The organism is Rhabdothermincola sediminis, assembly GCF_014805525.1.
GTDB classification, from domain to species: Bacteria; Actinomycetota; Acidimicrobiia; order Acidimicrobiales; family Acidimicrobilacustridaceae; genus Rhabdothermincola; species Rhabdothermincola sediminis.
On the sequence record NZ_JACFSZ010000017.1, the window covers coordinates 44,091 to 70,216 of the forward strand.

Sequence of the window (26,126 nt, forward strand, 5' to 3'; positions counted from 1 at the left end):
TGCACAGAGCGAGCGAGCTGGAGGTCAGCGTGGGCCCCGGCCGAGCCCCCGACCGAAGCCGCCAGGCCCGTGACCACCGAGCCCGAACGGTGGAGGGTCACCATTGCGCAGAGCCTCGAGCATCCGATCAGCCTGCTCCTGGGTGATCTCGCCACTCGCCACCTTCTCGGCGATCCCGGCTTCGGCCACCGCCTGCCGGGCGGCTTTCAGGTCGTCGACCGAGATACCGAGCTGCTCGGCGAGCTTCTGGTCGAACAGCGCCTTGCGCTGCTCGAACTGCTGGCGGAGCGCGTCACGCTCCTCCTGGGTGGGGGGCCGAGCCTCGGGGCGCTCCGGTTCACCCATCTCCGCCACGACCGCCTCGTGGGCTGCGTCCCGTGCGGACCGGAGCTGATCGACCGAGATGCCGAGCTGGTTCGCCAAGGCCTGATCGAACCGGTCCCGGTGCTCACCCCGATGGCCCCGCGCGCAACCCTCCGGAGCGGTGCCGTCGGGAGCGGCGTCCGGAGCGGGGACCTCCGTGGACGGGCTCTCCGTCGAGGGGGTCTCCACCGACGGGGCCGTGGTCGAGGGGGCCTCCGTGGTCGGGACCTCCGTCGATGTGCTCGATGTCGTGCCGTCCTGGGCGAACGCGACGGCACCGGTCACCGCGAGGCCGCCGACCAGTGCGGTACTGACCAGCAGGCTTCGGACCGTGCTGTTCATCGATACCTCCTTGTCCGAAGCGTGGCTCTCACGCTTCGAAGCCCATCGTGGCGAGCTGACCTCAGATCTCCTTGAACGTCAACTAAGAAGCTCCTAAGAACCCGGGAGAGCCGCCAGGACGCTCAATACAGTCACATGGGCATGCCTCGGATCCTGGTGGTCGAAGACGATCCACACCTCCGGCAAGCGCTGCGACGCGCCCTCGACCTGGACGGCTACGACGTCGAGGAGGCGAGCGACGGGCTGGCCGGCCTCGAAGGCATCGAAGGCGCCCAATGGGACGCTGTCGTCCTCGACATGATGATGCCGTACCTGAGCGGCCTCGACGTCTGCCGCCGCCTGCGGGAACGGGGCAACCGCACACCGATCCTCATGCTCACAGCGCGCCACGAGACCGCCGATCGGGTCGCGGGTCTCGATGCCGGCGCGGACGACTACCTGGTGAAGCCGTTCGCGCTCGACGAGCTCCTGGCTCGCCTGCGAGCCCTCATCCGCCGCGCCTCACCGACGAACGACGGGGTGATCGAGGCGGGCGACCTGCGCATCGATCGGCGGTCCCGGCGGGTGATGCGCGGCGAGCGGGAGCTGGTCCTCACCAAGACCGAGTTCGAGCTGCTGTCGCTGCTGGCCGAGCACGCGGGCCAAGTCCTGACTCGCGACCTCATCTTCGAGCGGATCTGGGGATACGCCTTCGAGACCAGTTCCAACTCGCTCGACGTGTACATCGGGTACCTACGACGCAAGACCGAGCAGTACGGGGATCCGCGACTGATCCACACCGTGCGAGGCGTGGGCTACGTCCTGAGAGCGGGCGACGAATGACCTTCCGTCGGCGCATCGCCCTGCTCGCCGGCCTGTCGTTCGTGGCCGCGGTCATCGCCTGCTCCGTCGTGGGCTACCTCACCGTGCGCCGGCAGATGGTGGCGCAGATCGACAGTGACCTCCTCCGGCGTGCGACCGACGAGCCGCTTGCCCTGCCGGAGCTGGCCGGGGCCAGCGAGGCCCGGCGCCCCGGTCTGGCCCTCCGTGCGCGCCGAGGGCAGCCCCTGCCCACCGACGTGCTCTTCCAGGTGGTGCGCGCCGACGGGACCATCACCACGCCACCAACGCAGACCGACGAGCTCCCGGTGGACGCGGCCGACGAGGCCATCGCCACCCGCCCGGACGGCACCACCCGGCTGCGTACCGTCTCGATCGACGGCGAGCGCTACCGGATGGTGACGGCATCCACCGGCAGGCAGGTCGCGGTGCAGATCGCCCGCCCGCTCCACGAGGTGGAAGCCACCCTCTCACGGTTCGCGCTGGCGCTGGTGGCGGTGTCGATCTCCGGGACGGTCCTCGCCGCGGCGGTCGGTTGGTGGGTGGCGCGCCGCTCCGCGCGGCCGGTCGAGCAGTTGACCCGCGCGGCCGAGCACGTGGCCGACACGCTCGAGTTCGACGTTCCGCTGGCTGCCACCCACGACGACGAGATCGGTCAGCTGACCGCGAGCATCTCGCACATGTTGGCCGCGTTGAAGCTCTCCCGCGAGCAGCAGCAACGGTTGGTAGTCGATGCCAGCCACGAGCTGCGAACCCCGCTCACCAGCATCCGCACGAACGTCGACCTGCTCAGGCGCAGCGACCTCGACGACGCCACCCGAGCCGAGATCGTCTCCGACATCCGGACCGAGGTGGAAGAGCTCACCGAGCTCACCGCCGAGCTCGTGCAGCTCGCCACCGACACCCGCCAGGTCGAGCAGGAGGTCGAAGTGGACATGGGAGCCCTCGCCCAGCGGGTGGCCGAGCGGGCCAGCAAGCGAACCGGCCAGGTGGTGACCGTGAGCGGGCCGGGCTGGCTGGCCTGGGGGCGCCCCACCATGCTGGAGCGAGCGGTGCAGAACCTGGTCGACAATGCCTGCAAGTGGAACCCGCGAGGCACGCCCATCGAGATCGTGGTCACGCAGGGCTCCCTGTCGGTTCGCGACCACGGCCCTGGCATCCCCCCTGCCGAGCGGGAGCGGATCTTCGAGCGGTTCTATCGCACCGACGCCGCGAGGGCGATGCCTGGTTCCGGCCTGGGCCTGGCGATCGTGCGGCAGGTGATCGAGGCCCACGACGGCACCATCAGCGTCGACGACACCGTTCCGGGCCCGGGCGCGGTGTTCACGATCCGATTCTGAGCAGGAGCACGGGCCAGTGGTGAGCACGGTCCACGTACCTGGGAGGTGACGGCCGCCTACGGAACGGCCTGAAGGGGCGACCCACCGATCACTGCTCCGTGCGGGCACCCGAGGCCCCTGTACCAGCCCCGCCGACGAGCGCCGGGGCGCCGGCCGAAAGAAGGGGAAGGGGATGGGCCGGCACCCCGACGAGAATCCCGTGCGCTGACACGAGACGGATCCTGCCTCTGCATTTCACGGCACGCTCTCGTCACCCCCTAGGGCCGAAGGTCCCGTGAGCCTCGTCCGAACGGCTCCCTTCGCTCGTCCGTCGCCGCCCACCATGCCGGGTTGCCCGCCATGCCCCCGTGTGGCCAGGTAGCGTGCCTGTCCCGGAGCTTGAGGGGAGTGGATGAACGGGGGCCTGGCACCAGCGAGGAGGGTCGGGACGGATCATCGGCGGATCCGGTGGCGGCAGCACGGGTCGACTGTGTTCGCGCTCTTCGCGACGTTCGCTCTCGTCGCGGCGGTGGTCGTGGCCTGGGTCGACGACGCCATCTTCAATGGCGACGAATTCGCTCGCCGCACGACCGCCATGCTCGAGTCGAGAACGGTCCGCCACGCCCTGGCGGAGGAGATCACCGACGAGCTGATCGAGGCATCGTCGGTGCTCGTCGAGTTCCGCTCCGTGCTCGTGACCGTGATCGAAGAGGTCACCGCGACGGACGGCTTCCGCGAGATCCTGTTCGACGCCCTGCGCGAGGCCCATCGCATCGTGTTCACCGAGGGCGGGCAGGACTTCTTCCTCAACTTGAGCAACTCGCTCGAGGTGGTCACCTCGACGCTCGAGATCATCAACCCCGAGGTGGCCGAACGCCTCCCGCAGAGCACCCAGTCGATCATCGTCGACGTTTCCGACCAGCTCAGAGCTCTCGGGCTGTGGCAGCTCGAACCGGCTCTCCCTCGGGACACCGCGGCGCTCCTGCTGATCGCGATCGGCGCGCTGGCAGGCACGGTCGCGCTCGACCCGCACCGGGCTCGCGGGTTCGTGAAGGCGGGGTTCGCGGTGGTCGGTGCGGGCATCGTGGTCGTGGGCATCACCACGCTCGTGCCGATCGCGGCCGGCGACGCCTTCCGCAACCCGGACCTGTCCCAGGCGGTCGAGGACGGCTCGGCGGCATTCATGGGCGATCTCCACACCTTCGGCTTCTGGCTCGCAGGCTTCGGTGCCGTGGCCATCGCCCTCGCCGCTGCGGTGGCGCCCCAGGGCCAGCCGGTCGATCCCGTGGAGCTGGCCCGGTGGGCTTGGGCCCGGGTCTCCGCCCAACAACAGGCCAGCCCCGGCCTCGAGGTTGCGAAAGGCCTGGCCATCATCGTCGCGGGCCTCCTGGTGGTCGGGCTGCGTGACGCGCTGGTGCCGATGCTGTTGAGCCTCACCGGCGCCTACCTCGTGTACCGAGGGCTGTTCCGCGTGCTCCAGATCACCGGCGCGCGCAGCCGCGCCGACGCCCGGGCCCGCTTCGCGCCCACCGCCGGGCAACGCAAGCTGCTCCGGCAGGGCACGGTCCTCGTCGGGGCGACGGCCATCGTCATCGGCGTGCTGGGGGCGGGGCTCTACGTGTCGTCCGAGCGGGCACGGGCCCAAGCGCGGGCGTCCACGGAGCTGCGATGCAACGGGTCGACCGAGCTGTGTGATCGACGTATCGACCAGGTCGCCTTCGCCGGCGCCCACAACGCCATGTCGGCCGCGTCCGATCCCGGTTGGTTGTTCGCCGAGAACCTGTTCGGGATCCCCCAACAACTCGAGTACGGGATCCGAGCGTTCCTGATCAAGACCCACTACGGGGTGCCGACCGGGGTCAAGGTGGGCGGCGCGGAGATCGTGGTCACGGACAAGGCGGCCGAGACCGCGGCCCGGCCCCGAGCCTCGGAGGAGGAGATCTCACCCGCAGCGGCCGCGAAGGCCCGTGAGATCGCGGCCAACGCCCAGGTGCCGAACGTGGGCAAGCAGGTGTACCTCTGCCACGTCTACTGCGAGCTGGGGGCCACGAAGTTCAGTGACGTGCTGGCCTCGATCAAGCGATTCCTCGCTCGCAACCCCCACGAGGTGATCATCCTCTTCGCCGGCGACTACATCACCACCGAGGACACACAGGCGTCCTTCCAGCAGGCGGGACTGCTCGACCGGCTCTGGCAGTACGACCCCGACCAGCCGCTGCCGACGCTCCGGCAGCTGATCGAGTCCAAGCAGAACATCCTCCTCTTCGAGGAGAACTCCGGCCCGCCCCCACCATGGAACGTCCAGGGCTACGGCCTCTGGCAGGACACCCCCTACACGTTCGCCGACCCGAGCCAGTTCAGCTGCGCGCCCAACCGGGGCCCGGCGAACGCACCGCTGTTCCAGATCAACCACTGGATCACCAACACCAAACCGCCATCGGTCGAGCAGGCACGGGAGGTCAACTCCTACGACGTGCTGATGGCCCGGGTCCAGCAGTGCCGGGCAGAGCGCAACCTGTTCCCGAACATCGTCGGGGTGAACTTCTACGACCAGGGAGACCTGCTCCGGGTCGTCGACGAGCTCAACAGGGTCGACTCAGACAGCTGAGCCTGCCGCCACCGCCGCGGCGCTCCAGCCCTGACAAGGGGCTTGCTCCCGGGCTCTCGACGGTCGAAGGTGGGTAGCGGTCGTCTCCCCCGCCCGTGAAGGAGGTCCCCATGGATGCAGCCACGACGAGCCAGAGCACGGTCATCCGCCTCGTCGGCGGGCCCCGTGGGGTGGACGGGTGCCTACTCGACCTGGCGATGAGCCCCCAGGACCGGGCCGACCTCGACGGTGAGCGCTTCGTGCGGGCCCTCTGCGGCTCGACCGTGACACCGCTGGCTGCCCTGCAGCGGCGATGCACCGACCGGCGCACCGCCGAGCAGCTCGCCGCCAGCTGGCGCGCGGTGGTGTTCCACGCCGCTGGCCGGCCCCGGCGCCATCGCCCCCGCCCCTTCCGCTACCAGGGCACCTACTCGCTCGAAGCCCTGCGCGACGAGAACGGCCGCTGGGGTCTCGCGGTGGCGGCGCGGCTCAACGGCGCGCCTGCCCCTGCCCCTCCGACCTCGGCCAGCACCTGGGCCGAGTTGGAATCCCTGGTCGACGAGGCAGCGGCGCGATTCGCCGCGGTCGCCAACCTGCTGCCCGACGGGCCGCTGGCCGAGCGCGCCCGGTCGATACGCAAGGCGGTGGGGACCTGCGTGAGTGACGCGGCGCGCCTGTGCGCGGTCGGCTCCGTCATCGCGCCCGACCCGGAGACCAGCGAACCACACGAGCAGGTCCGTGCGCTCATGGCCCGGGTGGAGGCACTCACCGGCACCATCGAGGTGGCGACCGCGCACCTGGTCGGCCTGCACCTCGAAGTGGGGGAAGCCGCCGATCCGGTGATCCCGTCCGCGTCGCTAGCGCAGGCGTGGTCCGAGATCGGCCATCCCGTCTGATCACCCGGCGCAGTCGGGTCCACCGAACACCCCTGCGACGCACGGTCGGCCAGACTCACACGGATGAGCGGACGTGACCTGGTCGTGCTCGGGACCGCCAGCCAGGTGCCGACCCGATCGCGCAACCACAACGGGTACCTCCTGCGGTGGGACCGCGAGGCCATCCTCTTCGACCCCGGTGAGGGAACCCAGCGCCAGCTCACCTTCGCCGGCGTGTCCGCCGGCCGCATCAACCGGATCTGCCTCACACACCTGCACGGCGACCACTGCCTCGGGCTGCCCGGGATCCTGCAGAGACTGGCCCTCGATGCGAGCGCGGATGAGATCCCGATCCACTTCCCCGCCAGCGGCGCACCCTACGTGGAGCGACTCTGCGACGCGAGCATCGGCCGCCGCCAGGCCGTGCGCCTCGATCCCGTGCCCGTGACCGGCGGCCTGGTCGAGGAGGGACCGCCACTGCGCATCACCGCCCTGCCCCTCGACCATCGGGTCGACACGCTCGGGTGGCGACTCGAAGAGCCGGCGAGCAGGCACTTCCTGCGATCCGAACTGGAGGCGCTGGGCCTCGCCGGTCCGGCCGTCGGTGAGCTGGAACGGCGGGGATGGGTCGAGCACGGTGGGCGCCGGATCAACGTGGAGGACGTGAGCGAGATCCGCCGCGGCATGGCCGTGGCGGTGGTCATGGACACCCGGGCCTGCGACAACGCGGTGGCGCTGGCGGAGCGCGCCGACCTGCTGCTGTGCGAGGCGACCTTCCTCGAGTCGGAGGTGGACCTGGCGGTCGGGTACGGGCACCTCACGGCCCGAGAGGCCGCCACGATCGCCCGCGAGGCAGGGGTCGGTCAGCTCGTGCTCACCCACCTCTCCTCGCGATACCCGAGCGCGGAGGGCCACCTGCGGGAAGCAGCCGAGGTCTTCCCGGATGTCGTGGTGGCGGAGGACCTCACGATCATCGACATCGCTCGGGCGCCCGAGGGCTGAGCCTGTGGTGCCGGGCCGTCAGCCGGACGTGCCTTCGAGGTGGTCCTTCACGGCGCGGGTCGCGCTCTCGTAGACCGGGGCGAGCAGGGCCACCACGTCGTCGGGACGGACGTCGCAGGCGTAGACCAGCAGCGACCCGTCGCCGTCCTCGAGCACGTCGACGGTGGCCAGGTGGTGCTCGGGCACCATCGGCCCCCCGACGATCGTGTACTGGAAGCGGCGCAGGTCGGGGTCGGACAGGACGACCCGCTCCTCGATCTCGATGCCCATCGTCGACACGGTGCGCACCTCACCGTCGAACGTGCAGGCGTCGACGCCCGGGAACCACGCTTCGAGGCCGCCGGCGTCGGACACCAGGGCCCAGACCTCGTCAGGTGAGCGGTCGATGCGGGCGTGATAGCGGATGGAAGCCATGTCGAAGTCCTCTCGCCGGATGCGGGCCGGCGGCACTGTAGATCGCCTGGTGACGGGCCCGCGATCGTGGGCGCTCAGACAGGGGCCCGCTCCACCCGACCGTCGGGGTACCGGGCGAAGCGGGTCTCGTCCCGGCCGTGCACCGGATCGTCGGTGGGCCACGGCCACCCGCCGAAGCCCGTGCGCCGGTAGTCCTCCAGCGCCTGCTGCACCCCGGCCCGGTCGTTCATCACGAACGGCCCGTACTGCGCCACCGGTTCCCGGATCGGTCGGCCCTGCAGCACGAGCACCTCCGCCCCGCTGGGCGCGGCGAGCTCGACGGAGACGTCGGGCTGGACGACCGCACCGGTGGCAGGCTCGACCGCCTCCCCCGCCACCACGAGCGGACCCCCGTCGAACAGGTACAGGGTGCGGATCGTGCCAGCGGACGCTGCCGGGGGCAGGTCGATACGAGCGCCGGGTTCGAGGCGTACGTGCCAGATGGCCACGTCGCCCTCGGGCCTGGCGGCCCATGAGCGAGGGGGAGGCGGCGGGGGCTGCAGGCCGTGCAACGCGCCGGCGATCACGGTGATCGCCGCCCGGCGCCCGGCTTCCTCCACCACGTGGCGGGGGATGTCTTGATCCCACAGCATCGCGAAGTACGGCTCGGCCATCTTGTCCGCGGCGGGCAGGTTCAGCCAGATCTGGAACAACTCGAGGGTGTTGGGCCCCTCGCGGTCCAGCAGGGGGAACATCTCGGCGTGCACCAGCCCGGAGCCGGCGGTGATCCACTGCACGTCACCGCGGCCGAACCGGGCCGCAGCCCCGAGCGAGTCGGCGTGGTCGATCACGCCACGGCGGACGTAGGTGACGGTCTCGAAGCCCCGGTGCGGATGGCCGGGGAATCCCGGGACGACGGTGCCGTGGTACATCCGCCAGCCGTCGATGCCCGCGAAGTCCATACCGAGCTCACGACCGTGCAGCGACGCTGCGGGGCCCATCTGCTCGTTCCCCGCGGGGTACTCGTCGAGGTGATGGACGCAGAACAGGAACGGGTCGAAGGTCGGCCACTGGAAACCGAGGGAAAACGCGTCGCGCAGCACGCCAGCCATCCCCGCCAGGCTACGGGGGGAGCCGCGTGAACGGCCGGTATCCGCGAGACTCCGGCCATGACGAGCTTCGAAGGTGTGATCGGTCCGAGCTGGCGGGAGTCCACGCCCTGGTGGGCACCAGAGGTCCGAGCGCCAGCGGGCGCGCCGAACGTACTGCTGGTGGTGCTCGACGACGTGGGCTTCGCCCAGCTCGGCTGCTACGGCTCGGACATCGCCACCCCGGTCATGGATCGCCTCGCCGCCGAGGGCGTGCGGCTGGCCAACTTCCACACCACCTCGCTCTGCTCACCGACCCGGGCCTGCCTGCTGACCGGACGCAACCACCACACGGTGGGCATGGGCCGCATCGCGGATCTCGCCATCGGATTCCCGGGCCACAACGGGATGATCGGTCGCGAGCATGGCTTCGCCTCCGAGATCCTCGCCGCCAACGGGTACCTGCCGATCGCCGTCGGCAAGTGGCACCTCACCCCCGAGGACCAGACCCACATGGCGGCCGACCGCAGTAGCTGGCCGGTCGGTCGAGGCTTCCAGCGTTGGTACGGCTTCCACGGAGGCGAGACCCACCAATTCGTGCCCACCCTCTTCGAGGACAATCACTGGGTGCCGCCACCGGCCGGGCCCGGGGACGGCTATCACCTGAGCGAGGACCTCGCCGACCGCACGATCTCGTACCTGGCGGAGCTGCGGGCGGTGGACGCCGACTCCCCGTTCTTCGCCTACCTCGCCTTCGGCGCCTGCCACTCACCCCACCATGCCCCTCCGGAGTGGATCGAGCGCTACGCCGGCCACTTCGACGGCGGCTGGGACCGCTGGCGGGAGACCACCTTCGCCCGGCAGCTCGAGCTCGGGGTGATGCCGCCCGGCACCGAGCTCTCCCCGCGCCCGCCGTGGGTGCCCGCCTGGGACGAGCTCGACCCCGAGGACCAGCGGGTCGCCGCGCGGTTCATGGAGTGCTTCGCCGGCTTCCTCAGCCACGCCGACGCGCAGATCGGTCGGGTGATCCAGTTCATCGAGCAGGGGCTCGGTGAGCTCGAGAACACGATGGTGATCGTCGTGTCCGACAACGGCGCGTCCTCCGAGGGAGGCCGGAACGGTTCGATCAACGATGCCCGCACCTGGAACGGCATCCCGGCGGGCCGCAAAGAGCTGCGGGCCCGGCTGGAGGAGATCGGAACCGCCAGCACGCACAACAACTATCCGTGGGGCTGGACCATGGCCGGCAACACGCCTTTCCGCCGCTGGAAGCGGGAGGTCCACGAGGGCGGCATCGCCGATCCGTGCATCGTGTGCTGGCCCGGGGGCCTCGACGCCGAGCCGTCGGCGGTGCGCCACCAGTACGCGCACGCCATCGACGTGCTCCCCACCATCCTCGACGCGATCGGCGTTGACGCTCCGGAGGCTCTCGGTGGGGTCCCACAGTCGCCGATCGAAGGCCGGAGTTTCCTGCCGGTGCTGCGGGACGGCCAGGCCCCACCGACGCGGACCACGCAGTACTACGAGATGCTCGGCAGCCGGGCCATCTACCACGACGGTTGGAAGGCAGTGACGTTCAAGCCGCTGGGGGGCCTCTACGACGACGGGCTGGACCCCGACGCGCCCTTCGACGACGACCGCTGGGAGCTGTACCACGTGGCGGTCGACCCGGCGGAGGTGCACGACCTGGCCGAGACGGAGCCCGACCAGCTGGCGGATCTGGTGGAGCGATGGTGGGCCGAGGCCGAGGCCCACCAGGTGCTGCCGCTCGACAACCGGCCGCTGGCCGCCCTGGAGGCACCCAGGCCCAGCCGTATCCGGGAGCGGCAGCGCTACGTCTACTTCCCGCACACCGCGCCGGTGCCCGAAGCGGTGTCGGTGCAGGTCCGCAACCGCAACCACGTGATGGCGGTGGAGGTGACCGTAGAGCCCGGGCGTGACCCCAGCGGGGTGCTGCTGGCCCAGGGGTCGGTGCTCGGAGGGTGGACGCTCTACCTGCTCGGCGGCGTGCTGCGCTACGAGCACAACGTGGCCGGCGCACAACGCCACCGGGTGCTCGGCGAGCATCCCCCTCTCCCGCCCGGCCGGCACCGACTGGGGTTCGAGTACACCAAGACCGCCGAGTTCGCGGGCATCGGCCGGCTCTACGTCGACGACCGGCTCGCCGGTGAGGGCGAGCTGCCGTTCACCACCCCGGCCCGGTTCTCGATCGCCGGCTCGGGGCTCACCTGCGGCTACGAGGTCGGCCCTGCGGTCTCGCTGGACTACGAAGCTCCGTTCCGGTTCACCGGCACCATCCACCGGGCGGTGATCGACGTGGGAGGCGACCCCTACCGGGACCTGCGGGCCGAGCTGGCCGCCATCCTCTCGTCCCAGTGAACTGAGAGCTCGGAGGCTCAGCGCGCCCGCAGCTCGAAGACCACCGGGAGCTCAGTGGACCAGCCGCGCACCGCTGGCGATGCCAGCAACTCCGGTTCGACCCGGGGTGGACCGAACCGCTCGACCAGGGCACGCAGCGCCTCCTGGAGCTCGACCCGGGCCAGGCCGGCACCGAGGCAGAAGTGGGCGCCCCAACCGAAGGTGACGTGATCCGAGGCGTTGGACCGGCAGATGTCAAAGCGCCACGGCTCGGTGAACTGGGCGGGGTCGTGGTTGGCGGTGACGAAGGAGACCATGAGCCGGTCGCCGGGCGCCAGCTCCAGCTCGCGGTGGCTCGCCGGCTCGATCACCAGCCTGGAGAGACCCGGCACGATCGGCCGGTGGCGCAGCACCTCCTCGACCGCCGCCGGGATGAGCGCCTGGTCGCGCCCCACGCGCTCCCACAGCTGCGGGTACTCGGCGAACGCAAGGATCAGCTCCACGAGCTGCTGCTTGGTGGTCTCCGATCCGGCGAACACGAAGCCGGTGATCACCGCGATGACGTCGGTGTCGCCGAGCCGGTCACCGTCGAGGTCCACCTCCAGCAGGTGGGTGACGAGATCGTCGGCCGGCGCGCGCCGGCGCTGCTCGATGAGCGCCCGGGCGTAGTCGCGCATCGCCGCCGCGGTCTCCTCCACCGCCGCGAGGTCCTCGGGCGCCAGGGGGGGCATGAACGCCCGGGCGATGACGGTCGCCCATCGGGCCAGCCGGCCGGCGTCCTCGACGGGTAGACCGAACAGCACCGCGAACACCTCCGGTGGCAGGGGTGCGGCGAAGGACCCCACGAACTCGCACTCGCCTCCTTTCTCGGCGATATCGCCGGCGAGACGGTCGGCGGTCGCTGCGGCGACCGGGCGGAGACGCTCCACCTGCCGTGGGGTGAACGCGGCGGACAACAAGGCCCGGAACCGGCGGTGCTCCTCGCCGTCGCGGCCGAACAGTGGGGTGAACTGGGCGGCGGTCTCCGGCGAGACGCCACCGGCCACCATGTCCTCCACGAACGACCGGGCTGACAGGCGCCGGTCGCGCAGTACCTCGCGCACCCCGTCCATGCTCAGCACGAACGGCACCGGTTGGCCGTGCGCGTCGGCCCCCTTCGCGTACCAGTACGACTCGGCGAGCCGCCGCAGCTCGTCCTCGGGGTCCGCGAGGTACGCGTCCACGTCCAGCGTCGCCGGCGTCGGGTCATCGGCGTGCACCGGCGACACCGTAGCGATCGGTGGTCACTCCCGCGTCACGGCGGGCGGCCACACCGCTGAGGAATGCCGAGACGAACACCGAGACCGAGGATCGATCGAGTGCAGCAGGTCCTCGGGACCCGGCCCCGATCCTTCCTCCTCGAGGGTGTCCGCAGCCTCTCCGGGTCCGGGTGATCCATCCGGACACCCGCTCCGCTGGGGAGCACATCGCTCAGCGCGACTGCCATGATCGGCGGTCGCATCACCCCGGATCTGGGGTAGGAAGCCGGCGATGAGCGCCGCATCCTCCGGGGCTCGCTACCCGACGCCCGAGGTGGCCCGGCACCTCGTCGCGTACCTGGAGCGAACCACCGACCTGGTCGGGGTGGCCAACGAGCGGGGCGAGGTCGTCTACCTGAACCGCACGGCGCGGGAGCGCCTCGGCCTCGATCCTGCGGCCCGTCGCGTGACCACCGCAGACCTCTTCCCCGGCACCGTGTTCGAGCTCTACTACGAGCAGATCCGGCCGAGGCTGCTGCGCGGTGAGGCGTGGAACGGGTACCTGCCGGTACGGCGACGGAGCGAGGTCCCCCTGGAGATGTGGGTGACGATCGTCGGTGGCACCGGTCCCGGGGGTGAGATCACCTGGCTCGTCGTCTCGGCCCGGGATGTGACCGAATGGCGCCACGTCCGCGAGGAGCTGAGCCGCAAGGCCGCCCATGACGACCTCACCGGGCTCCCCACCCGGGCACTGCTCATGGACCGCCTCCACGTCGCGCAGGCACGAGCCCGGCGCACCGGAAGCCAGGTGGGAGTGATGTTCGTCGACGTCGACGAGCTCAAAGCCGTCAACGACCGTTACGGGCACCGGGCGGGGGACCAGGTGCTGGAGGAAGTGGCTCGACGGCTCCGCGACTCGGTACGGGCCATCGACACGGTCGCCCGGGTGGGGGGCGACGAGTTCGTGGTGCTCCTCGACGGTGTGAATGATGAGGACGAAGCTCGAGCGCTCGCCACCAGGATCCATGCGTGCCTGGAGGCCGAGGAGATGCGGGTCGGCGAGCACCGGGTCAACGTCTCGGTCAGCGTCGGCGTCGCGGTCGGCTCGGGTGACGACGACGGAGACCGGTTGCTGAGCGAGGCGGACGCCGCGATGTACCACGAGAAGGGCGAGCGCCGCTCGATCGCGCTCGGCACCAGTGCCGAGCACCTCGTCGATCTCCGGGCGGTCACCTCGCACGACGTCGCGGTCGCGGTGACCCAGATGGCGATCGTGCCCTACTACCAGCCGGTGGTGCGCACGACGACCGGCGCGCTGGCTGGTTTCCAGGCGCTCGCCCGCTGGGTGCGCGCCCGAGGCGAGCCCCTCGCGGCTCCCGACTTCATCGGGGTGATCGAGGGCTCCGCCGTGGCGTTCTCGCTGGACCTGGCGATGCTGCGCCAGGCTGCCCGTGACCTGGCGGCCAGCGGTCTCGCCTCCACGCTCTACGTGCACGTGTCCGCCGGGTTCTTGAGCAAGCCGGGCGTCGACCGCTTCGTCACCGAAGTGGTCGACCACGCTGGCCTCGATGCCGGGAGGCTGGCGATCGTCGTACCCGGGCAGCTGCTCGGGCACCGGGCGCTCGACGTGCAGGGCACGCTGGGGGCACTGCGAGAGGCAGGTGCTCGGGTGGTGCTCAACCTCCCCCACGGCATCCGGCCCGAAGCCCGGGCTCTATCCGGTGAGCTCTTCTCGGAGCTGCGGTTCGCTCCCGGCTGGATCCGGGCCCTCGACGGCCGGCCCCAGCTGGTGGCGGAGCTCGTCCGCTCGGCCCACGACCGGGCCTTGCTGGCGCGAGCGACCGCCGTGGAGGACGCGTCGCAGTTCCGACGGTTGCGTGAGATGGGCTGCGACCTCGCGGAGGGTCTCCACATCGGCGCACCCTCGGCGGACGCTGGCGCACCCCGGGCTGCTGTCCGACCCTCACTGAAGCCACACCGGCGCCGCCGATCGGCAAGGATGCAGGTGTGGAAGCCGCAGGAACCGAACCGGAGAGCGTACGGAGCTGGGAAGCGCGCGGACGGCGGGAGGTGCTCGCCGGTCACGAGGTGTTCGTGATCGACGCCGCTCCCACCGAGATCGAGAGCGGGCCCCCGCTGCTGGTGCTGCACGGCTTTCCCACCTCGTCGTTCGACTGGCGCCACGTCCTTCCAGCGATCAACCGCCACCGGCGGGTGCTGCTGCTCGACTTCGTGGGGTACGGGCTGTCCTCCAAGCCGGATCTCGCCTACACGATGGCCCTGCAGGCAGACGTGGCCCAGGCGTTCGTCGAGTCTCGTGGCCTCGAGGGCATCAGCCTGGTCACCAACGACATGGGGGACACGGTGGGCGGTGAGCTGCTCGCCCGCTCGCTGGAGGGCACCCTGCCGTTCGAGATCCTGCGCCGGGTCATCACCAACGGGAGCATCTACATCGAGATGGCGAACCTGTCCGACGGTCAGTTGTTCCTGCTCGCCCTGCCGGACGAGCGGCTGGCCAGCCCCTTCGACCCCGAAGGCACCGGGTTCCGAGCGGGCCTCACCCGGGTGTTCTCGGCCGAGCACCCGGCCAGCGACGAGGAGCTGGACGCCCAGTGGTGGCTCACCCGCCGCGAAGGTGGGGACCAACTCCTCCCCCGCCTGATCCGCTACATCGAGGAGCGCCGAGCGAACGAGGGGCGGTTCACCGGTGCCATCGAGGAGCACCCGTCACCCCTCACCGTCCTGTGGGGCGACCAGGACCCGATCGCGGTGTACGCGATGGCCGAGCGGCTGGTCGCGGCCCGCCCGGATGCCACGTTGGTCCGGTTGGAAGGTGTCGGCCACCTGCCGATGATCGAGACCCCCGCCGCGGTCGCCCGAGCAATCCTGGCCGGGACCTGAGCCGTGACGAGAGGAGCGCGATGAGCGAGCTCCGGGGAGACCAGGCGGTCCCGGCGTCGCCGATCTGGGACCTTGCGGACGCCTACGTCGAGCGCTCCTGCGAGCTGGACCCCATCAAGGCCACCGCCATCGGCGTGCCCGGCTACGACGACCGGCTGACCGACTACTCCCCCGACGGGGTGGAGGAGCGGGTGGCACTCGACCGCGACACCCTCACCCGGTTGGCGGCGATCGAACCCGCCGGCGGGCGCGACCGCATCGCGGCGGCGTTCATGACGGAGCGGCTCGGCACCTCCCTGGCATTCGCCGACGCGAGCGAGCACCTACGGGCGCTGCGCAACATCGCCAGCCCGCTGCAGTCCATCCGACAGGTCTTCGATCTGATGGGCCGAGCCTCGATCACCGACTGGGAGCTGATCGCCCGGCGGATGGAAGCCGTGCCAGCCGCGCTCGCCAGCCTCCGGGCGAGCCTGGCGGAGGGTCTCACCCGGGATCTCACCGCGGCCCGGCGGCAGGCCCTCGAAGCCGCGAAGCAAGCTCAGGCCTGGGCCGGCACCGGCGACCGACCATCCTTCTTCGAAGGCCTGCTCGCCTCGGTCGATCCCGACCTCGGGCTGCCGGCGGAGCTGCGCACCGAGCTCGACCAGGCAGCGCTCGAGGCGGCGATGGCCTTCGGGGAGATGGCCGGCTGGCTGCGAGACACCTACGCCCCGCAGGCTTCGGAGCGCGACGCGGTGGGTGCCGACCGCTACGCGCTGTTCGCCCGCGGGTCGCTCGGCGCCGACATCGACCTGCTCGAGACCTACGAGTGGGGCTGGGACGAGCTGGCCCGCCTCGAAGCCGAGATGGTCGAGGTCTGCCGGGTGATCGGCGCCGGGTCCACCATCGCCGAGACGATCGAGTGGCTCGAGACCCGCAGCGACCTGGCCATCGAGGGCGAGGACGCGCTCCGCGCCTGGCTGCAGGACCTCATGGACCGCACGATCGACGAGCTCGACGGGGTGCACTTCGACATCCCCGGTCCCGTCAGGCGGGTCGAGGCCATGATCGCACCCCCCGGCGGGGCCGCGGCGATGTACTACACGGGGCCCTCGGAGGACTTCAGCCGCCCGGGCCGCACCTGGTACCCCACGCTCGGCAAGACCCGGTTCCCGCTCTGGGGCGAGGTGTCGATCGCCTACCACGAAGGCGTGCCCGGCCATCACCTCCAGATCGGGCAGGTGCGGTACCTGCGTGACCGGCTCAATCGCTTCCAGCGCACCTCGGGGGTGTCGGGGCACGCCGAGGGCTGGGCGCTGTACGCCGAACGCCTGATGGAGGAGCTCGGGTACCTCGATCGGCCGGAGTACCGGCTCGGGTACCTGCGAGCCCAGGCCATGCGAGCCGTCCGGGTGATCGTCGACATCGGCATGCACCTAGAGCTGGCGATCCCGAGGGGTCAGGACTTCCATCCGGGAGAGCAGTGGACCCCGGAGCTGGGGCAGCTCTTCGTGAACGAGCGATCCCGCTTCCCGCTCGACTTCATGGCCAGCGAGATCGTGCGGTACCTCGGTTGGCCCGCTCAGGCCATCAGCTACAAGGTGGGAGAGCGGGTGTGGCTCAGAGCCAGGGATGAGGTGCGCCGCCAGCTCGGGGCCGGCTTCGACCTCAAGTCCTTCCACCGGTTCGCGCTCGACCTGGGGCCGATCGGCCTCGACCTGCTCCACGACGAGCTCGTCCGCTTCGGGGCCGAGACCCGACCGTGAGGTGCCGCCACCTCACGTCCCACCCCGCTCAGGGCCGAGGCCGGAAGCGGGGGATGCCATGGCCCGAGGCCGACCGGTCGAACACCACCTCCACCGGCTGGCCGATGGTCACGTCACCGGGGTCGCAGCCGACGATGTTCGTGAGCACCCGGGGCCCTTCATCGAGCTCCACCTGCGCGATCACGTACGGCACCACCTTCCGCCAGGGCTCCGGGGCCTGCCGGACCACGGTGAAGCTGTAGACGGTGCCCTGGCCGCTGGCTTCGAACCACGAGATGGACGAGCGGTGGCACTCGGGGCAGAAGCGGCGCGGGTACCAGATCACCGTGCCACAGCTGTCGCAGCGCGGCAGGACCAGCCGCCCCTCGGCGGTCGCACGCCAGAACGGCTCCGTCTCGAGAGTGGTCACCGGTTCGGGCGCGGGCAGCTCGCTCATGCGGCGGGCCTCCCGAGGATGAGCGTCGCCGCACCCGATCGGGTGGCGAGCGACCCACCGGTCCCGTGGACGAGCGCCAGCTCGCAGTCCGGCACCTGCAACGCGGGGTGAGCCTCGCCGCGGAGCTGGCGCACCGCCTCGATGATCTTGGTCATACCACCCCGGTTCCCGGGATGGTTGTTGCACAGGCCACCGCCGTCGGTGTTGAACGGCAGCCGACCGTGCGGTGCCTCGAGCGCGCCGTCGGCCACGAAGGCGCCTCCTCGGCCCTTCTCGCAGAACCCGAGATCCTCGATGGTCACCACCACGGTGATGGTGAAGCTGTCGTAGATCGACGCGTAGTCGATGTCGCGGGGCGTGACACCAGCCTCGGCGAAGGCGAGTGGTCCGGAGCGCACCGCCCCGGTCGTGATCAGATCGGCACGACCGTTGCGGGTGTGCTTGGCGGTCTCACCGTGACCGAGCACCTCGACCGTCTGGCGAGGCAGGGCACGGGCCACCTCGGGGCTCACCACTACCACCGCCCCACCGCCGTCGGTCACCACGCAGCAGTCCAGCAGGTGCAGCGGGTCGCAGATCAGCCGTGACTCGAGGACCTCCTCCACCGTCACTTCCTGGGGAAGGAAGGCGTGCGGGTTGTGCTTGGCATGCCGGGACGCAGCGACTTTCACCCACGCGAGCTGCTCGCTGGTGGTGCCGAACTCGAACATGTGGCGCTGGGCCACCAGGGCGTACTGGGAGACCGGCCCGGTGAAGCCCCACAACCACTCGAACCCGGTCTCGGGACCTTCCGTGCCGCGCCCGGCGACTCGCCCCCGGTCGCTGCGAGGCGTGCCCGCCAGGGTGATCAACGCCACCCGGCACGTGCCTGCTGCGATCGCGGCGGCGGCGTGGCCGACGTGCTGGAGGTACGAGGAACCCCCTGACTCGGTCGATTCGAAGTACGACAGGTGGTCGAGCCCCAAGTACTCGGCCATCGACAGCGGGCTCCAGCCAGGCGCCATCGAGTCGCAGAGGAACCCGTCGACATCCTCGAAACCCAGCCCGGCATCCGCGAGCGCACCCGCGGCCACCTCCGCGTGGATCTCGGCGAGGGTCCGATCCGGGATCTCACGCCTCGGGTGCTCGAAGACCCCCGCGATGTGTGCCACTCCCCCGGACCGCACCGTCGCAGTCTGCGAGAACGGGTGTGCGTCACGCAATCCGGCGGTCGCCAGCGCTCAGATCGGCTCGCCGGAAGGGCTGGAACGCAGGCCTGCCACCTCGAACTGACGGGCGACGTCCACCGGCGACACGATGCCCACGATCCGGTCACCCACGAGCACCACCGCCCGCCCGTCGGAGCACCCGGCCATCCGCGGCAGGAGCTCGAGCAACAGCTCGTCGGGGTGCGCGACCGGGACCTCGGCGGGAGGACAGGCGATCTGGTGGGCACGGATCGACCCGCGCTGGTCGGGGGGGACGAACTTCACCCGGCTGAGGGTCACCAGGCCTGCGAACCCCCCCCAGGAGTCCACGAGTGGGAAGGTCGAGTGCCGGCTGCGGAAGATGTAGTCGTCGAGCAGCTCGGCGACGGTGATGCCGGCAGGCACGGTGACCGGGTCCGGAGTCATCACGTCGCGCACCCGAACGCCTGCCAGCAGGTCGCGGGCCTGGGCCTGCTCCTCTTCCACCCGAGCGGCGGTGGTGAGGAACCAGCCGATGAACGCCAGCCAGATGCCACCCAGTCCCGCGCCACCGACGAACAGGAAGATGCCCAGCCCGATGAGGAACCATCCGAACACCTGGCCGGCGCGCGCGGCAGCGGTGCCCGCACGCCGGCGGTCGCCCCACACCTGCCAGAGCACCGCCCGCAGGATGCGCCCTCCATCGAGTGGTGCCGCCGGAGCCAGGTTGAACACCGCCAGGATCACGTTGATGCCGGCCAGCCAGACGAAGATGCCCATGGTGAGCTCGGCGATGCCGGCGAGCGCCAGCAATGCGGCCACCACGCCGAACAGCACGGCGGCAACGACGCTGACGAGGGGACCGACCCCGGCGATGCGCAGCTCCGCCCCGGGATCGCCCGGTTCGCCCTCCAGCTTGGCCACGCCCCCGAAGAGCCAGAGCGTGATGCCCTCCACCGCCACGCCGTTGCGCCGGGCGACGATGGCGTGCGACAGCTCGTGTGCCAGCAGCGACAGGAAGAAGACGATCCCCGCGCCCAGGCCGGCCGCGAGGTACACGAGACCGCTGTAGCCGGGGTAGAGCTCGGGGAAGCTGCCACCAGCCAACCCGAGCGTGATCAGCCCGAAGATGACGAGCACGCTCCAGTTGATCCCGACTCGCACACCGAAGATCCGCCCCAGGCTGAGACTCTCGGTCACGGTCCTCTCCTCCCCGGTGATCGTGGGTCCACGGCGCTCGCTCCTACCCGGCAGGGTGGTCGCCTGCCCGCTAGGGGCAGAGCGTTCGACGGGTTTGTCCGGTCCCCGACATGCGGGCACCGGACTGCTCCATTGTCCATCAGCGCCAGGCGGCCTGCCGGGTCGCGAGGTCGACCCCACGCCGAGGGCCGCTCTGGAGGCCACCGGCACGAGCCGCTCGCCCTCTCGCGAGCGGAGGGTCACCCAGCGAGTGCTGATCCAGCCGAGCCCATGAGGTCTAGGAAGTTGTCAGCGTGGAAGCGGCGGCGCACCTCCTCGGGTGCGTCCCCGAGCGAAGCCTCGAAGCGCTCGATCGGTCGGCGGCCGCCCTCCACGTGCGGGTAATCGGAGGAGAACAGGCACACCTCGGGACCCGCCTGCTCGATGATCCACCCGAGGTCCTCGGTCGGATAGGGCGTGAACCGGACCTGGCGCCTCACGTACTCGCTCGGTCGCAGCGACAGCCGCCGCAGCCGCTCCTCGTGGCGGGCGAAGGCCTCGAGTGCGGACTCCATCTGGCGCATCCACGACGGCACCCAGATCGCCCCTTGCTCGATGACGCCGACCCGCAGGCCGGGGAACCGCTCCAGGACGCCGTCGAAGATCATGGTGGCGATCGTCTGGGCCGGCGGGCCGGGGATGCCCATGTAGTCGACGGAGCGGAAGTTCTCCTCGCCGCCGTGGAAGTCCGGCGGGACGGGCAGGCCGTTGTCGAAGTAGTGCCGGTCGATCAGGTCGCCAGTGCCGCCCACGTGGAACACGATCGGGAGTCCGGCTTCTTCCGCCTGCGCCCACACGGGATCCAGACCGATGTGGCTCGGCGCGTGCCCGGGTGGGCAGCCCGAGGCCACGAGCAGCGCAGACGGCGGTTGTGGAACGTGTTGAAGACCAGCTGGCTGGAGAAGCCGAGCAGGTCCAGGGTGCGGGGGCGATCCTCGGCCACAAACGAGCCCGTGGCGGCGAAGTTCTTCCGCAACACCGCCCGGTGCTGTAGGGCATCTGCCTCACCCCTGAGGACCAGTCTCCCGCAGAGCTGATCCCCGCGAGCGGTTGGGAAAGCACCTTTTCCCGAATGGCACAGCTCGACGGCCCGAGCGAGGCTGGAGCGGCAAGGGGATCGCTCGCCAGGGGGGCACATGCAAGTCAGGGTTGACGGTGACAAGTGCCAGGGCCACAACCGGTGCTACGCGCTCGCGCCGGATCTGTTCGACGTCGACGACTACGGCTACGCACACGAACTGAACGACGGCGTGGTGCCTGCGGGGCGGGAGGAGCAGGCTCGGCTGGCGGCCGCGAACTGCCCCGAGTTCGCCATCACGATCGAGGACGACCTGTGAGCGGTCACCATCCACCGGTCACCGACTGGGCGACCGACTTCGACCACACCGATCCGGCCTGGGCTGCCGATCCGTATCCGATCTGGGCCGAGCTGCGCGAGCGCTGCCCGATCGCCCACTCGGATCGCTACGGCGGCGTGTGGTTGCCGACCCGCCACGAGGACGTGGCCGCCATCGCGTACGACACCGAGCACTTCACCTCCCAGAGCGTGATCGTGAGCGAGGGTCGCCCGATGATCCCCGCGCCGCAGGGCATCGCCCCACCGATCTCCTCCGACCCACCCTTCCATCACGAGGCGAGGCGCCTGTTGTTGCCGGCCTTCTCACCCAGAGCCATCGCACCGCTCGAGCCGTTCACCCGGGATTACTGCCGCGAGCTGCTCGACGCGGTCGACGGGCAGGAGGTGGTCGACGCCGCGAAGGAGTACGCGCAGCACATCCCGGTCCGGGTCATCGCCAAGATGCTCGGATTTCCGCCCGAGGACGCCGACCAGTTCCGCGAGTTCGTGCACAACGCGCTCGAAGCGGTGGACCTGCCGGTGGAGCAGCGCATGGCGAACTTCGAGAAGCTCGACGAGTACCTCGGTGAGCAGGTCCGCGATCACCTCGAGAACCCGCGTGACGACCTCACGACGTTCCTGCTCCGAGCGGAGATGAACGGTGAGCGTCTCAACGCGGACCACGTCCGGGGCTCCATCGCGCTCCTGCTGATCGCCGGCATCGACACCACCTGGAGCGCCATCGGCGCATCGATCTGGCACCTGGCGCAGCACCCCGATGACCTGCGGCGACTCGTGGCGGAACCGGAACTGATGCCCACCGCGGTGGAGGAACTGCTCCGGGCCTACGCGCCGGTGACGATGGCTCGCTTGGTGAAGGAGGACTTCGAGTTCAACGGGTGCCCGATGCGGCGCAACGAGTGGGTGCTGTTGCCCTTCCCGGCGGCCAACCGCGACCCCGAGGTGTTCGACCGGCCGGAGGAGGTGGTCATCGACCGGGCCGAGAACCGCCACGCCGCGTTCGGTCTGGGCATCCACCGCTGCGCTGGATCGAACCTGGCCCGCATGGAGCTCCGGGTCGCGCTGGACGTCTGGATCGAGCGGTTCGGCCGCTCCGGCTTCGAGCTCGCCGACCCTGCTGCCGTCACCTGGTCCGGGGGCCAGGTGCGAGGCCCGCGGACCCTGCCGGTGCGGATCCACCCCTCGTAGCGGTCACCCGCCAGGCCGGGGGCCCACCGCGACCGGGCTGGCACACCCACCCGTCCCCCCCGTCAACGGGGCATCAGGTGACGGGCGCTGTAGACGGGCAGATCGAGGAAGGTCAGCACTCCCGGGTCGGCTTCCACGACGTGGGGGATAGCGTTGATCACGTGCATGGCCGTTGCCAGGCAGCCCGCATGGTTGTGGTCACCGACGTGCGAGGAGAGCTCGAGGTCGATCCGGACGCAGGGCTCGCCGTCGATGTGGATGCGATAGCCGCTGCCCTGGGGCCAGCTGGGCGCGTCCTGGTCCCGTAGCCGAGTGACGTGCTCGACGACGATCCGCGGCTCGTCACCGATCATCCCCCTGATCTCGAATCGCATGCCCGAGATGGTTCCCTTGCCGATGGTGCCGGAGGCGATGTCGAACTCCTCGTCGGCGTGGATGACCTCGTGCTGCTCCGTGATGCCGTCGAGCTCGACATCGAGCGCCGCGGCCACCATCTCGATCACCGGCCCCCACGCCAGGGTCGTGGAGCCCGGTGCCAGCAGCAACGACGCCGACGTGTCGGGCTTCCCGAAGCCCATGATCTCGAACATGGTGAACGGGTTGTCCCAGGTCGCGTAGTTGACGATCTCCATCATGCGGACGGTCCGGACCTCTTTGCAGAGGGCGAGCGCGCCGACGGTGATGCCGGCGTTGCCGTAGCCCGGGTCGATGCCGGAGGTGTAGATCGAGCTGCCCCCTTCGACACAGGCCGCCTGCAGCCGCTCGTGGACCCCGGGCCCGGCGGCCTGGGGGTACAGCAGGGGCACGTACGAGGTGTTCACGACGTTCTTGCCGGCCGCGAGCATCCGGCACAGGTCGTCGATCACGCCCTCGGGCCGGAGATCGGAGTTGGCCATGTAGCAGATGCAGTCGGCATCGGTGTCGTAGAGCAGTGCGTCGGCGTCCTGGGTGGCGATCACACCCACGGGGTCGCTGCCACAGATCTCCCCGGCGTCACGACCGGCCTTGCGGTCCGAGTGCACCCACAGCCCGACGAGCTCGAGGTCGGGGTGGGCAGCGATGGCCGGCACCGCGTGTACACCGACCGTGCCCGTCGCCCACTGGATCACGCGATACGTCATGGTCTCCCCCGAGAGATGCCGGCTGTCGAACGGACGAGCGGTCACCGTACACGGGTACGAGCCGGCCAGGGTCCGACCGTGATCATGCCGCGGTCGGGTGCCGCGCTGGGGTGGAGGCCGTCTCGCCTGCACAGCTCCGCGAACCAGGCCGCGTCGCGCACCGCGCAGCCTTCCGGGTCGTTGTTGAAGTACACGTACACGTCCTCGCCCAACGCCCAGAGGCTCGCGATCCGGTCCACCCAGGACTGCAGCGCCGCCTCGCCGTAACAGGGCCTCGGCGCGGCGGTTCCGTGGTGGAGTCGCAGGTAGCCGAAGCTCGCCGTGCGCTCCAGGGGCTCCTGCGGTCGACCGTCGCGATCGGTGAGCACCAGCGCCGCGCCCCGCTCTCGCAGCAGGTCGAAGGTGTCACCGACCAGCCAGCTCCGGTGTCGCAGCTCGACCGCGACCCGGTGCGACCGGGGCCACACGGACAGGAACCGCTCCAGCCGGCCGAGATCGATCGGGAGGTTGGGCGGGAGCTGGACGAGCACCGGCCCGGTCTTCGACCCGAGTGGTCGGCTGCGCTCGAGGAACCGGCGGACAGGCTCGTCCGGATCACGCAACCGCTTGACGTGAGTGAGGAAGCGGCTCATCTTCAGCGCGAAGACGAAGCCCGCCGGCGCCGCGTCGTGCCACTGCTGGAACCTCGAGGCCTCAGGCAACCGGTAGAAGGTGTTGTTCACCTCGACGGTGTCGAAGCAGGAGGCGTAGTGCTCGAACCACTGTCGCTGGGGTAAGCGTTCGGGATAGAAACGACCTCGCCAATGGCGATACTGCCAACCCGACGTCCCGACCCAGACCGTCACCGGGGCTGCCCTCGTCCCCCACCGGTGGCGGAACACCCTCCTGCGGTCGAGATCACCTCGTCGATCAACGGTGTCGTTCCTTCCCGTGATTTTGCCGGGCCTCTACCCAGCTTCGAGCGCACCGGCCCCCTGTGACCATCACGTCGGTCGGCGAGAGCGACGAGCACCGCACGTGCTACCAATGCATCAACGGCCCGGTACCCGTCCACTGCCAGCACAGGGAGGTCGCGATGAAGGCCTTGCAGCTCACGAGGTGGAAAGCATCACCCGAGCTCGTCGAGCTGGACGAGCCCGAGCTCGGCCCGGGGCAGGTGGTCGTGCGCATCGGCGGAGCAGGCGCGTGCCACTCGGACCTGCACCTGCTGCACGACTTCGACGAAGGCATGCTCCCGTTCGACCCACCGTTCACCCTCGGCCACGAGAACGCCGGTTGGGTGCATGCGATCGGGGAAGGGGTGAGCTGGCTCGAGGTCGGCCAGCCGGTCGCGGTCTACGGGCCGTGGGGGTGCGGTTGGTGCAAGCGCTGCCGGCTGGGGATGGAGAACTACTGCGAGCGCCAAGGGGAGATCGGGGTCTTCGGTGGCGGTCTCGGTCTCGACGGCGGCATGGCACCGTTGATGCTCGTGCCCTCCTCCCGCCTGCTGGTCCCCCTCGACACGCTCGACCCGGTCGACGCCGCTCCGCTGACCGACGCCGGGCTCACGCCCTACCACGCCATCAAGCGATCACTGCACCTTCTCGAGCCCGGCTCGACCGCGGTGGTGATCGGCATCGGCGGGCTCGGGCACCTCGGCGTGCAGATCCTGCGGGCGCTGACCGCCGCTCGCATCATCGCCGTCGACACCCGCGACGAGGCGTTGCGGCTCGCGTCCGAGAGCGGTGCCGACCACACGGTCACACCAGGTGCCGACGCCGCCGATCAGATCCGCGACCTCACTCGGGGTCGCGGCGCGGACGTGGTCCTCGACGTCGTCGGCTCCGATGACACCTTGTCCCTCGCCACCGCGGTTTCTCGCCCCCTGGGCCACGTGACCCTGGTGGGCATCGCGGGCGGGAGCATCCCGTTCAGCTTCTTCAGTCAGCCCTACGAGGTGTCACTGGCCACGACGTACTGGGGGTCGATCACCGAGCTGATGGAGGTGATCGCCCTGGCGGAAGCCGGCCACCTGCGCCCCCACGTCACCCGCTTCTCCCTGGACGAGGCGCCGGCGGTGTACGAGAAGCTGGCCGCAGGGGAGATCGCCGGCAGAGCTGTCGTCTCGCCGACGGGAAGCTGACCACGAGAACGGGGATCGCCGCGAAGAGTCCGCCCCCTTGCATCTCGGCTCGATCACTCCTCGGCGATGGTGGCGAGGACGTCGAGTCGGCCGGCTCGCCAGGCCGGGAGCAGACCGGCGACCACTCCCGCCGCGATCGCGGCCCCGGCGACGAGCCCCACACCGCCCACCGGCACGTCGACCGCGATGCGCTCGTCGAAGGGCAGCGTCTCGACCATCGCCCACCCGAGCGCCACCCCGACGATCGCCTCCTGGAGCACGGCGGCGCCGAGCTGGCGGCGCCGCGCACGGTGGCCGCCACCGGCTCACCGGCGACCACCATCGTCACCTGGTCGCCGACCGTGAAGGGCCCCTCCCGGGCGGCGGTGAGATCCACCACCGCTTCCCAGGCGCGCTGTGGCCGGCGCCCTTGGGTGAGCACCCATGGGTCGAGCTGCTCGGCGTCCGGCCAGTCGAGTACGAACGAG

The 26,126-nt window shown here is 70.5% G+C and carries 22 protein-coding genes and 1 pseudogene; 12 read left to right on the top strand and 11 right to left on the bottom strand.

Annotated elements, in window-relative coordinates:
- Positions 1-24: 24 nt before the first annotated feature.
- Positions 25-705, bottom strand: coding sequence for a superantigen-like protein SSL4 (locus HZF19_RS13405; protein ID WP_208029299.1), 681 nt, complete (start codon positions 703-705; stop codon positions 25-27).
- A 141-nt stretch (positions 706-846) separates the two neighbouring features.
- Here HZF19_RS13405 and HZF19_RS13410 point away from each other — a divergent pair, with 141 nt between their 5' ends.
- From HZF19_RS13410 to HZF19_RS13430, 5 genes are all read left to right on the top strand, one after another.
- Complete coding sequence (locus HZF19_RS13410; protein WP_307781224.1) at positions 847-1,527, top strand: response regulator transcription factor; 681 nt, start codon at positions 847-849, stop codon at positions 1,525-1,527.
- Positions 1,524-2,864, top strand: a complete 1,341-nt coding sequence (locus HZF19_RS13415; RefSeq protein ID WP_208029301.1) for a sensor histidine kinase — start codon at positions 1,524-1,526, stop codon at positions 2,862-2,864. Before HZF19_RS13410 ends, HZF19_RS13415 begins: the two co-directional genes overlap by 4 nt.
- 469 nt (positions 2,865-3,333) lie before the next feature.
- Positions 3,334-5,451, top strand: coding sequence for a phosphoinositide-specific phospholipase C-related protein (locus HZF19_RS13420; protein ID WP_208029302.1), 2,118 nt, complete (start codon positions 3,334-3,336; stop codon positions 5,449-5,451).
- Positions 5,452-5,561: 110 nt separating this feature from the next.
- On the top strand, positions 5,562-6,326 hold the full coding sequence (locus HZF19_RS13425) for a hypothetical protein (RefSeq protein WP_208029303.1): 765 nt from the start codon (positions 5,562-5,564) through the stop codon (positions 6,324-6,326).
- Between the two features lie 63 nt (positions 6,327-6,389).
- Positions 6,390-7,307, top strand: coding sequence for a ribonuclease Z (locus HZF19_RS13430; RefSeq protein WP_208029304.1), 918 nt, complete (start codon positions 6,390-6,392; stop codon positions 7,305-7,307).
- A gap of 18 nt (positions 7,308-7,325) precedes the next feature.
- On the opposite strand, the gene HZF19_RS13435 is transcribed toward HZF19_RS13430, so the two are convergent.
- On the bottom strand, positions 7,326-7,721 hold the full coding sequence (locus HZF19_RS13435) for an SRPBCC family protein (protein WP_208029305.1): 396 nt from the start codon (positions 7,719-7,721) through the stop codon (positions 7,326-7,328).
- Positions 7,722-7,795: 74 nt separating this feature from the next.
- Positions 7,796-8,812: a pirin family protein gene (locus HZF19_RS13440; RefSeq protein WP_208029306.1), complete on the bottom strand. Its 1,017-nt coding sequence runs from the start codon at positions 8,810-8,812 to the stop codon at positions 7,796-7,798.
- 57 nt (positions 8,813-8,869) lie between these two features.
- Here HZF19_RS13440 and HZF19_RS13445 point away from each other — a divergent pair, with 57 nt between their 5' ends.
- Positions 8,870-11,167 (top strand): arylsulfatase, encoded by a 2,298-nt coding sequence (locus HZF19_RS13445; protein ID WP_208029307.1) that lies wholly within the window; start codon positions 8,870-8,872, stop codon positions 11,165-11,167.
- Between the two features lie 17 nt (positions 11,168-11,184).
- Here HZF19_RS13445 and HZF19_RS13450 read toward each other — a convergent pair whose 3' ends face one another.
- On the bottom strand, positions 11,185-12,405 hold the full coding sequence (locus HZF19_RS13450) for a cytochrome P450 (RefSeq protein WP_208029308.1): 1,221 nt from the start codon (positions 12,403-12,405) through the stop codon (positions 11,185-11,187).
- A 271-nt stretch (positions 12,406-12,676) separates the two neighbouring features.
- Between HZF19_RS13450 and HZF19_RS13455 the strand changes: the two genes are divergently transcribed.
- From HZF19_RS13455 to HZF19_RS13465, 3 genes are read left to right on the top strand one after another with little or no spacing between them, the layout of a single operon-like run.
- Positions 12,677-14,482 (top strand): diguanylate cyclase domain-containing protein, encoded by a 1,806-nt coding sequence (locus HZF19_RS13455; protein ID WP_208029309.1) that lies wholly within the window; start codon positions 12,677-12,679, stop codon positions 14,480-14,482.
- Entirely contained in the window at positions 14,455-15,285 is an 831-nt protein-coding gene (locus HZF19_RS13460) for an alpha/beta fold hydrolase (RefSeq protein WP_208029310.1), read from the top strand. The genes HZF19_RS13455 and HZF19_RS13460 overlap by 28 nt, the downstream gene beginning before the upstream one ends.
- A gap of 20 nt (positions 15,286-15,305) precedes the next feature.
- Positions 15,306-17,030, top strand: coding sequence for a DUF885 domain-containing protein (locus HZF19_RS13465; RefSeq protein WP_208029311.1), 1,725 nt, complete (start codon positions 15,306-15,308; stop codon positions 17,028-17,030).
- A gap of 28 nt (positions 17,031-17,058) precedes the next feature.
- On the opposite strand, the gene HZF19_RS13470 is transcribed toward HZF19_RS13465, so the two are convergent.
- The 4 genes and pseudogenes from HZF19_RS13470 to HZF19_RS13485 all read right to left on the bottom strand — a co-directional run.
- Complete coding sequence (locus HZF19_RS13470; protein ID WP_208029312.1) at positions 17,059-17,466, bottom strand: Zn-ribbon domain-containing OB-fold protein; 408 nt, start codon at positions 17,464-17,466, stop codon at positions 17,059-17,061.
- The gene (locus tag HZF19_RS13475) at positions 17,463-18,632 is read right to left on the bottom strand and encodes a thiolase domain-containing protein (protein WP_208029313.1); all 1,170 of its coding nucleotides are present in this window, start codon (positions 18,630-18,632) and stop codon (positions 17,463-17,465) included. The genes HZF19_RS13470 and HZF19_RS13475 overlap by 4 nt, the downstream gene beginning before the upstream one ends.
- Before the next feature lie 54 nt (positions 18,633-18,686).
- Positions 18,687-19,832: a site-2 protease family protein gene (locus tag HZF19_RS17250; RefSeq protein ID WP_208029314.1), complete on the bottom strand. Its 1,146-nt coding sequence runs from the start codon at positions 19,830-19,832 to the stop codon at positions 18,687-18,689.
- Positions 19,833-20,071: 239 nt separating this feature from the next.
- A pseudogene (locus tag HZF19_RS13485) lies at positions 20,072-20,797 on the bottom strand (amidohydrolase family protein); the annotation flags it as partial.
- Positions 20,798-21,007: 210 nt separating this feature from the next.
- Between HZF19_RS13485 and HZF19_RS13490 the strand changes: the two are divergent.
- On the top strand, positions 21,008-21,208 hold the full coding sequence (locus tag HZF19_RS13490; protein ID WP_208029315.1) for a ferredoxin: 201 nt from the start codon (positions 21,008-21,010) through the stop codon (positions 21,206-21,208).
- Positions 21,205-22,416, top strand: a complete 1,212-nt coding sequence (locus HZF19_RS17255) for a cytochrome P450 (protein ID WP_307781225.1) — start codon at positions 21,205-21,207, stop codon at positions 22,414-22,416. Before HZF19_RS13490 ends, HZF19_RS17255 begins: the two co-directional genes overlap by 4 nt.
- 62 nt (positions 22,417-22,478) lie before the next feature.
- Here the strand turns inward: HZF19_RS17255 and HZF19_RS13500 are convergent, their stop codons facing one another.
- Entirely contained in the window at positions 22,479-23,582 is a 1,104-nt protein-coding gene (locus tag HZF19_RS13500) for an NAD(P)H-dependent amine dehydrogenase family protein (protein WP_208029316.1), read from the bottom strand.
- Positions 23,579-24,382, bottom strand: coding sequence for a DUF72 domain-containing protein (locus tag HZF19_RS13505; protein WP_208029317.1), 804 nt, complete (start codon positions 24,380-24,382; stop codon positions 23,579-23,581). The genes HZF19_RS13500 and HZF19_RS13505 overlap by 4 nt, the downstream gene beginning before the upstream one ends.
- 230 nt (positions 24,383-24,612) lie before the next feature.
- Between HZF19_RS13505 and HZF19_RS13510 the strand changes: the two genes are divergently transcribed.
- The gene (locus tag HZF19_RS13510) at positions 24,613-25,659 is read left to right on the top strand and encodes an NAD(P)-dependent alcohol dehydrogenase (protein ID WP_208029318.1); all 1,047 of its coding nucleotides are present in this window, start codon (positions 24,613-24,615) and stop codon (positions 25,657-25,659) included.
- Between the two features lie 53 nt (positions 25,660-25,712).
- On the opposite strand, the gene HZF19_RS13515 is transcribed toward HZF19_RS13510, so the two are convergent.
- Positions 25,713-25,919 (bottom strand): hypothetical protein, encoded by a 207-nt coding sequence (locus tag HZF19_RS13515; protein WP_208029319.1) that lies wholly within the window; start codon positions 25,917-25,919, stop codon positions 25,713-25,715.
- Positions 25,920-26,126 lie beyond the last annotated feature (207 nt).